The 13,882-nt window shown below is 52.4% G+C and carries 16 protein-coding genes; 6 read left to right on the plus strand and 10 right to left on the minus strand.

The genetic code is table 11. The features are described 5' to 3' along the window. Positions 1 to 214 precede the first annotated feature (214 nt). Complete coding sequence (locus tag FCL49_RS09875; RefSeq protein WP_174353356.1) at positions 215 to 676, plus strand: GNAT family N-acetyltransferase; 462 nt, start codon at positions 215 to 217, stop codon at positions 674 to 676. On the opposite strand, the gene FCL49_RS09880 is transcribed toward FCL49_RS09875, so the two are convergent. Beyond that, positions 677 to 1,234 carry a class I SAM-dependent methyltransferase gene (locus tag FCL49_RS09880; protein ID WP_174353357.1) on the minus strand — a complete coding sequence of 186 codons (558 nt, stop codon included), beginning with the start codon at positions 1,232 to 1,234 and terminating at the stop codon, positions 677 to 679. Positions 1,235 to 1,477: 243 nt separating this feature from the next. After that, positions 1,478 to 1,762, minus strand: coding sequence for a DUF1471 domain-containing protein (locus FCL49_RS09885; RefSeq protein WP_135315333.1), 285 nt, complete (start codon positions 1,760 to 1,762; stop codon positions 1,478 to 1,480). A gap of 309 nt (positions 1,763 to 2,071) precedes the next feature. Between FCL49_RS09885 and FCL49_RS09890 the strand changes: the two genes are divergently transcribed. Next, entirely contained in the window at positions 2,072 to 3,253 is a 1,182-nt protein-coding gene (locus FCL49_RS09890) for a low temperature requirement protein A (RefSeq protein WP_174353358.1), read from the plus strand. A gap of 45 nt (positions 3,254 to 3,298) precedes the next feature. Here FCL49_RS09890 and FCL49_RS09895 read toward each other — a convergent pair whose 3' ends face one another. Next, entirely contained in the window at positions 3,299 to 4,663 is a 1,365-nt protein-coding gene (locus FCL49_RS09895) for an esterase-like activity of phytase family protein (protein WP_174353359.1), read from the minus strand. A 448-nt stretch (positions 4,664 to 5,111) separates the two neighbouring features. On the opposite strand from FCL49_RS09895, the gene aqpZ reads away from it, so the two are divergent. Beyond that, positions 5,112 to 5,807: an aquaporin Z gene (aqpZ, locus tag FCL49_RS09900; protein WP_174353360.1), complete on the plus strand. Its 696-nt coding sequence runs from the start codon at positions 5,112 to 5,114 to the stop codon at positions 5,805 to 5,807. A 98-nt stretch (positions 5,808 to 5,905) separates the two neighbouring features. Here aqpZ and FCL49_RS09905 read toward each other — a convergent pair whose 3' ends face one another. Beyond that, positions 5,906 to 6,676 (minus strand): class I SAM-dependent methyltransferase, encoded by a 771-nt coding sequence (locus FCL49_RS09905; RefSeq protein ID WP_174353361.1) that lies wholly within the window; start codon positions 6,674 to 6,676, stop codon positions 5,906 to 5,908. A 117-nt stretch (positions 6,677 to 6,793) separates the two neighbouring features. Here FCL49_RS09905 and FCL49_RS09910 point away from each other — a divergent pair, with 117 nt between their 5' ends. The 3 genes from FCL49_RS09910 to FCL49_RS09920 all read left to right on the plus strand — a co-directional run bounded on the left by FCL49_RS09910 (position 6,794) and on the right by FCL49_RS09920 (position 9,110). Then, entirely contained in the window at positions 6,794 to 7,579 is a 786-nt protein-coding gene (locus FCL49_RS09910; protein WP_174353362.1) for a helix-turn-helix transcriptional regulator, read from the plus strand. A 126-nt stretch (positions 7,580 to 7,705) separates the two neighbouring features. After that, positions 7,706 to 8,458, plus strand: coding sequence for a DUF2076 domain-containing protein (locus FCL49_RS09915; protein WP_174353363.1), 753 nt, complete (start codon positions 7,706 to 7,708; stop codon positions 8,456 to 8,458). A gap of 100 nt (positions 8,459 to 8,558) precedes the next feature. After that, complete coding sequence (locus FCL49_RS09920) at positions 8,559 to 9,110, plus strand: GNAT family N-acetyltransferase (RefSeq protein ID WP_174353364.1); 552 nt, start codon at positions 8,559 to 8,561, stop codon at positions 9,108 to 9,110. Here the strand turns inward: FCL49_RS09920 and FCL49_RS09925 are convergent. From FCL49_RS09925 to FCL49_RS09950, 6 genes are all read right to left on the minus strand, one after another. Then, the gene (locus tag FCL49_RS09925) at positions 9,098 to 9,361 is read right to left on the minus strand and encodes an ABC transporter ATP-binding protein (RefSeq protein WP_174353365.1); all 264 of its coding nucleotides are present in this window, start codon (positions 9,359 to 9,361) and stop codon (positions 9,098 to 9,100) included. The genes FCL49_RS09920 and FCL49_RS09925 overlap by 13 nt on opposite strands. Before the next feature lie 95 nt (positions 9,362 to 9,456). Then, positions 9,457 to 9,900, minus strand: coding sequence for a thiol-disulfide oxidoreductase DCC family protein (locus tag FCL49_RS09930; protein ID WP_174353366.1), 444 nt, complete (start codon positions 9,898 to 9,900; stop codon positions 9,457 to 9,459). Between the two features lie 63 nt (positions 9,901 to 9,963). Then, positions 9,964 to 10,299 (minus strand): hypothetical protein, encoded by a 336-nt coding sequence (locus FCL49_RS09935; protein WP_174353367.1) that lies wholly within the window; start codon positions 10,297 to 10,299, stop codon positions 9,964 to 9,966. Positions 10,300 to 10,511: 212 nt separating this feature from the next. After that, the gene (locus tag FCL49_RS09940; RefSeq protein ID WP_174353509.1) at positions 10,512 to 11,681 is read right to left on the minus strand and encodes a type I restriction endonuclease; all 1,170 of its coding nucleotides are present in this window, start codon (positions 11,679 to 11,681) and stop codon (positions 10,512 to 10,514) included. Positions 11,682 to 12,132: 451 nt separating this feature from the next. Continuing rightward, entirely contained in the window at positions 12,133 to 12,759 is a 627-nt protein-coding gene (ycaC, locus tag FCL49_RS09945) for an isochorismate family cysteine hydrolase YcaC (RefSeq protein ID WP_174353368.1), read from the minus strand. Positions 12,760 to 12,897: 138 nt separating this feature from the next. Continuing rightward, the gene (locus FCL49_RS09950; protein ID WP_174353369.1) at positions 12,898 to 13,779 is read right to left on the minus strand and encodes a pirin family protein; all 882 of its coding nucleotides are present in this window, start codon (positions 13,777 to 13,779) and stop codon (positions 12,898 to 12,900) included. Between the last annotated feature and the right edge of the window lie 103 nt (positions 13,780 to 13,882).

The raw sequence follows: 13,882 nt of genomic DNA on the forward strand, positions 1-13,882 counted from the left end.
CAGTGAGCCGGATCAGTCAAAATATGCGCGCATGATAATCACTCTCATTAGCACTTTCAATCACAACAGACAAAGAGCGGGTCAAATCCGCTGAATTACGCAGTTTCGTCACTGATGCGTGCAAAACCGCTATAAATACGGTTTTATTAAGTTAAAAAATCGGTCGATAATCCGATAACAGAGCGCCAGATTTGCAGATAAAGGAGGTGCGGAGATGACTCAACAGATCATTCCACTGACCGAGTGCCCACAGTTCAGCGACGTTTGTGCCGCATGGGCCTTTGGCCAATGGGGTTCGCAGCGCGGCGGTACACTGGAACGCACGCGTCAACGCTTTGCTCAATGTGCGCAACCGAGTGAAGACTACACCACCTTGTTGATGATTGAGGACGAACGCCCGCTGGGCATGGCCAGCCTGTGGCCAAGTGACGATCATCACCGGATGGACCTTTCTCCCTGGCTGGCTGGAGTGTTTGTTCACCCTGACCATCGCCGTCAGGGCATTGCACAGCGCCTGGAGGCCGCCATCGTCCAACTGGCACGCCAACGCAACCACTCCGTATTGCACCTGATTACCGACAAATCAGAGTCGCTGTATACCGGCTGGGGCTGGCAAACCATCGAACGCCGGCAGCAATATGATGGCCAGGTAGTGGTGATGGAAAAAAGGCTTTAGTTAACGTGGCGTGCAGATATACACCAGCGCCGGCGGGAAGTTACGCACCACCCGCAGTCGTTTCCAGTGAAAATAACGGGACAGCAATTTTTCTGACAGGTGGCTGTACTGGAACAACACCAATGTCCCGTTGTTTGCACGCAAGCATTGCTGTGCCTGCTGCAAAATACGAATGCTGATTTTAAGCGGAATTGACAACAGCGGCAGGCAGGAGAACACCACGTCATAATCGCGAGCCATCTGTTCCGCCGACCGGTCCATCACCTGCAGGCGGCGATCGTCAATTTTCCGCAATTGATGGACAAAATTGGGTTGAATTTCAAAAGCGTCCAGTGAGGCATCGGCCCGCATGCGCCCCAAGATACGCTTGGTCAAAACGCCGTCCGCCGCCCCCAGTTCCGCGATCGACAATGCCGCTGTCCATTCAATCTGATTGAGCATCGCCTGACACAGCCAGGGGGAAGAAGGCGCCAGAGTGCCAATGGTGCGTGGCGAAGCCATAAACTGCTGGAGATAGGAAAAGTGGTTCTTCAGTTGCAGCCGGGTCGCATTTAACATTGGGGCCTCCTTAAGTTGAGTAGCCACCAATCTGAACTCAATTCCTTAAGCATTCATTAACATGAGTCCTAAAACCACCGACGCAGTTGTAATAAAATGCAACTGACAACCGGCAAAAAAAACGGCTGTGATAATGATCATCGGGTAAGCCTATAACGACATTACCGGTCAGATTATTATCCACAACCGTTTATTTTATCGGCCACCTATTAAAGTGACCGATTTTAATTTACTGCCTGATAATTACCGGTAGATTTCCGCATTACCACGCCAGTTGCTGGAATCCCCCGGGGTGTCCAGCCCAATAATACGCAGATGGCTGGCGCCATCCGCCTGAGCTTTTTCTTTCAGCGCGTGAACCGCGTCACCCGGTGAACCGCTAACACCGGAAACCGACACTACGCCAAGGCTCTGCAGGCCACTGGCTTGCTCGGTGCTGACCTGTTTTACTGATGACAGCGGCGCTGCAAAGGAAGAGAACGAAGCGGCTGCCAACAGAACTGCTGCGATGCCAGTTAATAGTTTCATGATTAACTCCAGGTGTTTTTGTTTATTTTGTCGTATCAGTGGAGTTAATTATCGGCCAGACAATGAAAGCAGACGTAATGCAATGTAAAGAACATCAATCATTGTGACGAAAATAAGGAGAAGGTGCGTGCGGATATGTCTTGGCGAAGATTGTTCCTAGAGGAGAGACCAACAATACCCCCGGCAGATGACAATGAAAAGTCAGTTTGGTCACAGAAAGATAAAAATCTCGTTTTTAAGATTTATCATCCATAGCCGGGCGGCTGAACTACGCTATTGCTGAAGGTTACCCTTTTGGAAGGACTCTCTATGTCACAAACCTTGCTACGTGTACGCGATGGCCATGGTGCCTCGGTTTCGTTTTCGGAACTGCTGTTCGATCTAATCTACGTTTTTGCCGTTACCCAACTTTCCCACTATTTGCTGCATCACCTGACGTTGACCGGCGCGCTGGAAACCCTGTTGTTATGGTTCGCCGTCTGGCTGGCATGGCAATACACCGCCTGGGTTACCAACTGGTTTAACCCGGATACTCGCCCTATTCGCCTCCTGCTGTTCGCCATCATGCTGCTGGGGCTGTTCGCCTCATCCGCGCTGCCGCAGGCATTTGGTGAGCGCGGACTGATGTTCGCTCTATTTTACGTGGCAATCCAGGTTGGCCGCTCACTGGTAGTCCTGAATCTGTTACCGGCTCAGCATCCGCTAAAACAAAACTTCCGCCGCATTCTCGGCTGGATGTGCATCTCGGCGGTATTCTGGATCCTCGGCGGCCTGACGGAGGGCAACCATCGACTGCTGCTGTGGGCCGTGGCGGTGTTATGCGAATACGTTTCACCGATGTTCGGTTTCCGCTTGCCGGTGCTTGGCCGCTCCGACAGCAGCAGCGAGTGGACGATTGAAGGCCATCACCTGGCAGAACGCTGTCAACTGTTTGTGATCGTGGCGCTGGGGGAAACCATTCTGATCACTGGCTCCACGCTCAGCGAAATGGAGTCCTGGACGGCACCGGTGCTGATTGCCTCGCTGGTGGCCTTTCTCGGCAGTCTGGCGATGTGGTGGGTGTATTTCGATACCAGCAGCAAAGCCGGTAGCCATGCCATCAGTCAGGCCGAAAACCCAGGCCAGTTGGGCGCCTATTTCCATTATGTCCATGTGGTTCTGGTGGGTGCGATCATCGTCTGCGCCGTCGCCAATGAACTGGTGATCGCCCACCCTGACGGCCACATCACTAACGTGACGGCAGCGGTGCTGCTGCTGGGCCCGGCGATTTATCTGCTCGCCAATGCGCTGTACAAGCGGCTGGTGTATCGCCGCTTCCCGCTGTCGCATTTGCTGGGGCTGATCGCGCTGGCGGTGCTGGCACCGATTGCGTATCTCACCGATTTATTGATGGTGAATGGCCTGACCACGTTGATTATGGTGGCAGTGGCGGTGTGGGAAAGCATCTCGCGTGGCAGAACATCGCAGGCGAACCGCGACGCTAGCATATAGCATATAAGGAAGAAAGACCGGGGGCCTCGCCCCCGGCCGTCATGCTTACTTCAGAGGTTGCGGCAATGTCAGTACCCAGAGTTCGCTGAGCGACTCCGGTTTTTCCAGCGGCTGCAATTCGATACGGGTCGGCACGGTTTTGCCGTCCAGGTTCAGCTTACCCTGTTGATCCAACTGATAATCGCCGATTTTCTTGGCCTTCGGCTGCGCGTCCACTAACTTGGCCTGCAGGCCAAAGTCATTATCGTTGATGACGGCTAAGGTGCGATCGTCGATCAACGACAAGCCTTCCACTTTCTCCTGCTGCCAACCCAATTTGCGCAGATCTACCACTTCGCGCTTCTGTGCCAGCTTCACACCGCGTTTCGCGAGATCTTTCGCATCATCAAATTCCAGCGCCTTGCCCTTGCCGTCAAAAGCCGTCAGGTCGGTTGCCTGGCTAAGGTCAACCAAGTAGATCTTGTTGATCATCTGCTTGTCTTTGTCGCTGCCCTGCTCAACCAACAGGATGTGCTGGTTATCGACCGCCACAATGTCGCCGACCTTGGCGTCTTTGGCTTTTTTATAGCTGTCGATATCGATCGGGTAACCGTACATCGCCGTTTTACCGCTGGCGGGATCAAAACTGACCAGCCGGGTGAACTGCGCCTTGTTCTTGCTTTTGCCCTCAACGTCGAGCGTGCTCTGCACCGCCGCTAAAATCCGTCCGTCCGGCATCCGGGTAATGCCTTCAAAGCCGCGATTCGGCTGACGCCACTTGATGATATTAGGTAACCCACTCGCCACCGACTGCTCACCCTGCTCCGGCGTTGGACCGTATTTGGCAAGGATTTTTCCCTGGCTGTCAATATGGATCAGGAACGGGCCGTATTCGTCACACAGCCAGTAACCGCCCTTGCCATCCGCAGTGATACCTTCGGTATCCAGCCCACGGCGATTGCCCTGCAAGGTTTTCAGCGTATCGCTCAGTGCCACTTCGTTGGTGGAACCAATCAGGCCCGCCGGCAGCGGCAACCCGCTGATCGGCCCTTGTTGGTCATGCAACGGACGTGCATTGCCGGCAACCGCCTTGCCGCCGCCGACGCGAATATCCATCAACAACGGAACAAACTCAGGGTTGGCGAAGATTTTCGCTTCCTGTTCCCCAACCGCAGGCGCATCAGCGTTGGGGCCGCGATCGGTCAGGGTGGTCAACAGCAGATCCTGGCCTTCACGGCCATTGAATACCAGGCCCGAACCAATACCTACAGGCAACCCCTGTGGGAAATTCTTGGCGAATGCGCCTTGATAACTCACATGTTCTCCACCGGGAAAGCTGACCACATAGCGCGCCACCTCAACGTCAGTGGCAGCATAGGAGAACAGAGGAAACAACGAACTGATTAACAGCGAAACCGATTTTATTTTCATGGTTATGGCTCAGAGTTTAGGGTATGAAGTTGGCAGCTTGCTAAGGTATTAGTCCTGCATGACGATTTGATGACAGACAGACCTAATGCCATGAATTGTCGTAAAAATTAAATATAGCAAATAGGAATTAACAATTAACCCTGATAAACCCAATGGAAAAATCATATGATAAATCGAATTTAATCGTGGCTATTTTCCGCCAGAAATACCTATATCGCTTAAGCTTAGGGTGAATTCTTATAACAGCGATAAAAAAATCAGCAAACGCACTCTGTTCCTCGAAATATAGGCGTGTTCGCATAGACAAAGTTAATTGGTGGGGATGTAATACCTGCCGTTATTCAAGCTGTATTAAGAATAATCCTGATAGAAACCTGCATTAATTGAAAAAGGTGTTCTATAGTTTTTAGTGCTAACGCCCGTTAGTATTTTCCGTAGGATGGAGTCTATGTCAAAGCGACTTTTTGCCGAATTTTTTGGCACATTTTGGTTGGTGTTCGGTGGTTGTGGTAGCGCAGTATTAGCAGCAGCATTTCCACAGCTGGGTATTGGTTTTCTTGGTGTCGCGCTCGCTTTTGGTCTGACCGTGGTCACCATGGCTTACGCCGTTGGCCATATTTCTGGCGGGCACTTTAACCCGGCCATTACCGTAGGATTATTTGCCGGCGGCCGTTTCGCCGCTAAAGACGTGATCCCCTATGTGATTGCTCAGGTTATTGGCGGGATTGCTGCAGCGGCGGTGTTGTATTTGATCGCCAGCGGCAAGGCTGGTTTTGACGCTACCGGCGGCGGCTTTGCCTCCAACGGTTACGGTGAACACTCACCGGGCGGCTATTCTCTGCAATCCGCTATCGTAATTGAGTTGGTACTGACCGCATTCTTCCTGATCGTTATTCACGGTGTAACAGATAAACGTGCGCCTGCCGGCTTTGCTCCATTGGCGATTGGTTTGACGTTAACCCTGATTCACCTGATCAGTATTCCGGTAACCAATACTTCTGTTAACCCGGCGCGTAGTACCGCCGTGGCAATATTCCAGGGAACCTGGGCATTGCAACAGCTTTGGGTATTCTGGCTGGTGCCATTAGTGGGCGGTGTTATTGGCGGCCTGATTTATCGCTGCCTGCTGGAAGACAAGAAGTAATTTCTGCCCGCTAATAGTCTGTCAGGGCAGCCGCTATATCCCATGAATTTCCGATTGCCATCGGGAGAATGAGGGGTATATCGGCTGCCCTGAATTATTTAGCCTCTGACGGCCTCAAACATCATAATGTCGCTGGTGAATGTTCCGTCCGGCTCGATGGCAAAATGCTGCATCACTTCTTCAGAAACCCCCTGCTGATAAGCACGGATAGCGGTAACAAAATGCTCCGGCGTACGCATCCGCTCCACCCAACTGCTGAACTCCAGATAAAGCCGATCCGACGTCACCTCCCGAACCAACAATCCAGACTCTGTCAGCAAACTCAACCATTCACCTGGTGCGTAATTGCGCACATGTGATGTATCGCGCAGCACCTCAACGGTTTGCAGATAGATATCCAACAACGGATGCCCCGGTGCAACCACATCCATAAAGATGGCCCTGCCACCCGGTTTCAATACCCGCCGAACTTCGCGCAGCGACTGCCCCACGTCATGCCAGTGGTGCGCCGAGTAACGGCTGATCACCACATCAAAGCTGGCATCGTCAAACGGCAGCGATTCTGCCACGCCCTGCTGCACCTGAATGTTGTTGAAGCCTTTATCCGCTGCCGCCTGGCTGACCACTGCCAGCATCTGCGCCGATAAATCATAGGCCACCACCTGCGCCACTTTGGCTGCCGCGGTAAAGCTGGCATGCCCCGCGCCACACCCCAGATCCAGTAATTTGGCGTTGGTATCGGCTTCCAACAGTCGTGCCAGCCGCTGTAAATCCTTTCCCTGTGCATGCACTGCGCTGGTCAGATAGGCGCTGGCCTGCTCACCAAACTGACGGTCGACCGCATTTTTATGGCTATTGCTGATGCTCATAGGTGCTCCCTTTATTGTATGGCTTTCGCCTGTGCCGGATGGCTTTTAATGACTATAATCGGCTTATTATACGGGTACAATATAAGCAGTTATCCTAGTATCAGGAGGTACCAGTCTATGCAATCAGAAGCCTTGTCCGGCCCTAAAGCCCTGGGTGCCTTCCTGCGCGCGCACCGGGAACGCATCACACCGGAAATGCTGGGTTTACCCAGCGCCCCACGCCGTCGCACCAGCGGCCTGCGCCGTGAAGAACTGGCCCAAATCAGCGGTATCAGCGCCACTTGGTATACCTGGATCGAACAGGGACGCGAAGTTTCCATCTCCCCCCATACGCTGGCACGCATTGCCAAAGCGCTACGCCTGGGGGCAGCCGAACGTCACTACCTGTTTACCCTGGCGCGCGTGGCCGATCCCGAACAGGAGCATCATCAGGAAACGGCGAACAGCGCCGTGTTGCAAAGCGTTCACCAGGTAACGGTGCCCTGCTACCTGCTGGATATCACCTGGAATGTCGTTGCCTGGAACCCGCAGGCGGAAAGCCTGTTCAGCGGTTGGCTGGGCCAGGCCGCTACCCCCAACCTGCTGCACTTTATGTTTTTCCATCCGTTGGCCAAAACCCTGGTCAGCGACTGGGACGACCGTGCACGACGCGTGGTCGCCGAATTTCGGGCCGAAACCAGTCACCATCAGAACACCGAAGAAATGCGCGCTTTCGTACGCAACATGACGCACAACAGTGAGGCCTTTAACCACTGGTGGAAACAGCAGGACGTGCTGGCAAGAGAAGGAGGCGAGCGTGTGTTTACCCATTTGCAACAGGGGGAGCTGCGCTATCGGCAACTGACGTTTAACCCGGCCGAAAATAGCGGGTTGAAGCTGGTGATGCTGATCCCTCTGCCGTAACTGGTAACAAATTCATAAACAGGTTTACCTGCCATTTATTTATTGGTTCATGTAAACGCGCTAGGGTGATAGCTACCGATGATATCCATCATCCAGTAACGTTATTCATCTCCTTGAGGTAATCCTATGCAATCCGAAGAACAACGTCTTATCGATGGTCTGTTTGGCCGCTTGAAAGAAGCCGAGACCAAGACGGGCCAGAGGGATCTCCAGGCAGAGCAGCAAATCAACCAGCACATCCGTGAACAGCCTTCCGCGCCCTATTACATGGCGCAGGCGATGATCATTCAGGAAGCGGCGCTGAAACAGTTGGATCAGCGGGTGAAAGATCTGGAGAGTCAACTTGCCCAACAGCAGCAAAATAACGCCAGCCAGCCAAGCAGCGGTGGTTTTCTGGCCGGGCTGTTCGGCGGCGGTAACCGTAACACGCCAAGCCCACGCGAGCAGTACCAGGCGCAACAACAGAATAACGCGGCATGGAACAATCAGCCACAGCCGGGTTATGCTCCACAGCAGCAGCAACCGGCTTACAACCAGCCACCACAGGCGGCACCTTCACGTGCCGGTGGGTTCCTCGGTGGGGCATTGCAAACCGCAGCCGGTGTGGCAGGCGGGGTGGTATTGGCCGATATGCTGACCGGCATGTTCCGCCATTCGCAACCGCAAGAGATTGTGAACATTATCGATGAGACCCCGGCAACGCCAGTAGATGACAGTGCGATGAGCAATTTCGACGCCTCCAACAACCTCGACACCTTCAACGGTGGCGATAACCGCTTCCTCAATCAGGATAACGGCTTCCAGAACGCGGATTATCAAAACGACGATAACACCGACTTCTCTGATGACGATTACAGCGACGACGATTCGTTTATCTGATGCCAGCCCCTCTCCGCCCGGGGAGGGGTTTAATGTTTCTTGTTCCCCGCATCCTGGTCTACAGTTAACCCTTGCCAATGACCGCAAGTGACGAGAAACCATGTCAAAAATTCCCTCTACCCGCCCTTTTGTTAGCGCCCGCATGCTGATGCGTCCGCCGGTGGCCGACGATGTTGCCCGCTTTTACGCTATTTTTGGCGATCCGGAAACTCAACGCTTTAATCCCGCCGGACCTGTCGCCAATGAACAGTTGGCACAACGGGCCCTGTCAGAAAGGATCGAAAACTGGCGGCAGCACGGCTATGGTTCCTGGGCGATTGCGCTGCATGAACGGCCGGAGTGGATTATTGGATTTGGCGGGATTTCCTGGCGGCCGCTGGGGGCTCAACGTACGGTGAACCTGGGCTATCGTTTTGATACGCAGGTTTGGGGCCGTGGATTAGCTACGGAACTGGCGCAAGCCTCGCTGAAATATGGTTTCGAACAGCTGCGGCTGGCAGAAATTTCCGCGATTGTTCGTGAAAAAAATCTGGCCTCGTGCCGCGTACTGGAAAAAGCAGGTTTACGTCTGGTGGATACCCTCGATGACGTACCCGGTGATAGACCCAGCCTGGTATACAGCATCACGAGCAGCGAGTATCAGGGCTGCTGAGACGGGGGTTCATCGTTGATTTTCGCCAGTTTCCGGCGGTAGGACTTCACCTTCTGACGTTTCTTCAGCCAGGTGGTAGTGGATACGATAAAAATCAGCCCGGACATGGTCAGTACGCCAATCGGATGGCCGTAAAACACCATCAGGGTAAAATAAATGGCAGAGACAATCGCTACCCATTTCGCCGTATTGCCCATCGTATTCTTTTCCTGACTTAAACGGCGGATGTGCTCTTCTTCACTGATTCCCATACTCTCTCCCGATTGGCTGAACGTTCCATTATATGGGGCCGGAATGCTGATATTTCAATCGATTAAAGGGTAAAGAAGCGTAAAGCTCAGCGGGTTTATTCACCACGACGATGCAGATAGCGCTTCGGCAACTCCAGCCCAGGCAAGGCGGAGCCATCATTGCGACCAAACAGCCGATATCGGTTACGCGCCACCGCATTGTAAAATGCATCCGCCAGCCGTGGCGGCAGAAAGCGTGCCAATGCCAGCAGGCGAAATGGCCAGCCAAGCTGTTGCAGTGCCTGAAAGAAAGCCGCCGAACGCAGCCAATGCTGGCCCTGTGCCAGATAAACAATGGAGTCAAAACGATCGGTAGGTAACGCCAGCCAGCGCAGAATGGCCTGCCCTTCCTCGGATTGCACCGTGGCCAGCAGGATCTTGCCGTGACGATCGGCGCGGATCAAAAATCTCACCAGCCCGTGACACAGGTTACATTCGCCATCGAATAACAGCACCCGGTCACCGGGCTGCAGATAAGGGGGGAGTCCTGGCCGATTCATCCTGCCTCCTGAGGGGTTGCCACCAGACTAACGTGCATTCCCCCTCAGTGCCAGCAGGCTTGTTTAAGGCGCAGGCGGGGCCGGTGGGTTATCCGGCAATGCCACAACGGAGATACGCACCTCATAATGTTTGGCACTGCTGGCCGGGAGCACCGAGGTTAGCTTATTGATGGTTTCAGTCGGATTATCACTGGCAGAAGTCGCGCAGAATAGCTCGCCCCCGTGGCAGAAACCCGGTTTGGGCATATGCCCACCAGGGAACGGCGGCAAGCGGAAACCTTGCTCAGCCGGCGGCGGGGCATTTTTATCGGCCGGAGCCGGAGCGGAAAGCGCACTGACGCTGAACAGCGTCACGCCAGCCAGAAAAGGCAGTGCCAGTACTTTGACGGTATTTTTCATGTAATTGACCTCATTTGCCGGGATTGGGTTTAACCTACCCCGCCCCCGGCCCATGAGAAAGTCGCTTTTCACGACCTTTTCACCCCCGATGATCTTTGCTTACATATCACCGCTAACGTGATGAAAGCTTAAGGATTATGTAAAAATCATGAAGAAGTTTTTGTTGAGAACACACGGCTGTACAACATGAAAGGCATTCAGCCTAACGATTTTTACGACTGCGTTTTTTTCTTCTGTCTGAAGTTTTCATCATCAATACAATAATGATAGGAATCGATAATCAAGCCTGTCAGCCGCAAGATATTCTCAGGTCGGTCAATAATAATATGCCCTCCAGCAGCAAGTTCTAAACCCGCTCGGATAATTTCGGCATGTCTCTCTTCGTTGATTTCCAAAGGGAGTAATACGGTAGGCCTCTGCTTATTGTCGAAATAGCGTAAAACCCATCGGGTAGTCTTCCCCTGAACAAGAATACTGAAATAACTTTCCGTATCTTTTGCTGTTAAATCTGCACTTTCACCCAGGATCATTGCCACATTTTCAAATAAAGCCCGCTCTGCAAAGGTTGTAACTATCTTACTGTTTTCTGGGTCAATAATCGGCGCTAGCGGATCGATTTCGTTGCTTTTATTAGCGTCACCAAACTCTTCAGACGGCGTTTTATTTTCAGAAGTTACAGACAGCCCGGAAACAACCATTGCACTTACCGCTTTCTCCACGGCCAGGCGCACCAAAGGGGTGATCGTCTCAAGAAAACGCTGGTTAAGTTGACGTTGGACGTTAGATCGATTCGCCACATATCTGACAAAATCCACGTCCACATCTCTTAGGCTGGCACTGATGGTCTTGGTAAATGAAGTCAGATAAATGCTCTCTTCAGCCAAGGTTCTCAACGCTTCCGGCTGAAATTGATCGTGTCTAAACCTATAAAGCTGTTCAATATCAGAGTCATTTAAATCATTAAAATCTATCTTAAGGAAGGGCGTATCATCCATGATATTTTTATCTTTCAGATCGGTAAAGAACCGCCATTCCTTGCCGTTGGTGATTGCTGATACGGTGACTTCTGGGGTGGCATTAAAGTAACGTGATAGCTGTGGGCTGTGGTTTGTTAAGTTTTGGCTGAAGGATTTCGCCTCAATAAACATGACAGGTACGGCATGACAGAAAAGAGAATAATCAACCCGCTCCCCCACTTTAACTCCTGGGAAATCAGCGCCATACTCTGCTTTTACTTTAGTGGGGTCATAAGGGTGAAAACCAAGAATTTCCAATAAAGGTAAAATTAATGCCTGCTTTGTTGTTTCTTCCGTGTTGCAATGCTGGCCTACCGCAGCGACATGATGTACATGCGCTTTAAGCTTATCTCTGAATGCATTCATCAAACATCCCTCTTGCTGTGTTAGAAATGGGTCATTTCTTAAAGTCATACCTACAGAAAGATTTACTAATTTCACCAACGTTACCGTATCGGCAACTGGCTGAGTTTATTTGTTGAATAAAATAATATTAACCTTAAACATTAAATATATAGCAGAACAAGCAAGCTTTGATCAAAGGCATCAATTCAATATTAATACATAGTTCAAAAATAATCGGTCAGCATTCATAACCACAAAAAAACTAATAGAAACTCAATCATTTCAATCGCAATCGAATTGCAGTATTTCACGGTTGCATTTCTGGTATTTTCTTGCTGAAATAGAACGGGATAAGCGGTAAGGGGATGGATATAACAGGTGGATTTATCTACTAATATTTTTCAGTCAGCTAATATCTCTCAGTCTGGATAAAATAAAATGGAGCACAGCCAGCAGCTGCGCTCCAGAGACATTACTTGCCGCGGGTCAGCGTGCTGTAACTGGTCATCAGGTTGCGGTAGTCAGGGATATGATTCGCAAACAGCGCCCCCAGCCCTTCCACATCGTTGCGCCAGTCGCGGTGCAGTTCACAGGCAACGCCGAACCAGGTCATCAGCTGCGCGCCTTCGGCTTCCATACGGCTCCAGGCCGATTGACGGGTCAGCTCATTAAAGGTGCCGGAGGCGTCGGTGACCACAAACACCTCAAAACCCTCACTGAGAGCAGACAGCGCCGGAAAGGCTACGCACACTTCGGTAACCACCCCGGCAATAATCAATTGCTTACGACCGGTGGCTTTCACTGCCTTGACGAAATCATCGTTGTCCCAGGCATTAATCTGACCAGGACGCGGGATAAAGGGTGCATCAGGGAATTGCGCTTTTAGCTCCGGCACCAGCGGGCCGTTGGGGCCATCTTCAAAGCTGGTGGTCAGGATGGTCGGCAGGTTGAAATACTTCGCTAAATCACCCAATGCCAGTACGTTGTTTTTAAAACGATCGGGATCGATATCTCGTACCAGTGAAAGCAGCCCTGCCTGATGATCCACCAGCAATACGGCGGCCTGATCCTTGTCGAGGCGCTTGTAATTTGCAGTCATGGTTTACTCCTGTGGGGTTTTGATTATTGCGGCTAAAGTTGCCCTTGGCCGATAAGGCCAGAGCGCAGAGATTGTCTTAAAGTGTAGAACCGGATCCGGAGCTGTTTTTCCGGATCGGTTCTGAGGTGTGGATTGAGCTTAGACGGCTTCGTGCTTTGCCACCATGCTGCCAAACTTGCCACCGTTGAAGTCATGGAAAGCCTGCTGAATTTCCGCGTCGCTGTTCATCACAAACGGGCCGTAGCCGACGATTGGCTCGTCGATAGGCTCGCCGCTCAGTACCAGCAAGCTGACGTCATTATTGGCTTCGATAGTGATTGAATCCCCCGCACGGTCGAATCTGACCATTTGAGTTTCGCGCACCACTTCCTCGCCGTTAACATGAATGGCCCCGTGCAGCATCACCAGCGCCAGCGTATGGCCTTCTTTCACCGTCAGCGTGGTGGTGTGACCGGCGTTCAGCTTCATATCCCAGACATTGAGCGGGCTGAAGGTGCGTGCCGGGCCTGCTGCGTCGCCGAAACTACCGGCAATCACCCGAACCTGCCCTGCGCCGTCCGCCAGTGGGACCACCGGGATATCCGCATTCAGCAGCGTCTGGTAACCCGGCTCAGCCATTTTGTCCTTGGCCGGAAGGTTTACCCACAACTGCACCATTTCCATGGTGCCGCCGTTGCGCGAGAAATCCCGTGAATGGAACTCTTCATGCAAAATGCCCGAGGCGGCAGTCATCCACTGCACGTCGCCGGGGCCAATCACCCCGCCGCTGCCGGTGGAATCGCGATGCTCAACTTCCCCCTGATAGACGATGGTCACCGTTTCAAACCCGCGATGCGGGTGCTGGCCAACGCCACGGGTGCCGGAGGCAGAGCGGAATTTGGTTGGCGCCGCGTGATCCAACAGCAGGAACGGGCTCATTTCCGCCCCCAGATCGTTATAGGAGAACAGCGAATTCACCAGGAAGCCGTTACCGACCCAATGGGCTTCAGGGCTGTTGTAAATACCGAGGATCTTTTTCATCTTGGACTCCTGTTTCAGGTCTCACGACCTTAGGTTGATGCCAGAAGTTTAATCCAACGCCATTTGCTGCAGTAGTAGGCAAGATGTACACTCAGCGTTCTAT

Origin of the sequence: Serratia proteamaculans (genome assembly GCF_013337185.1) — a bacterium.
Classification (GTDB): domain Bacteria; phylum Pseudomonadota; class Gammaproteobacteria; order Enterobacterales; family Enterobacteriaceae; genus Serratia; species Serratia proteamaculans_D.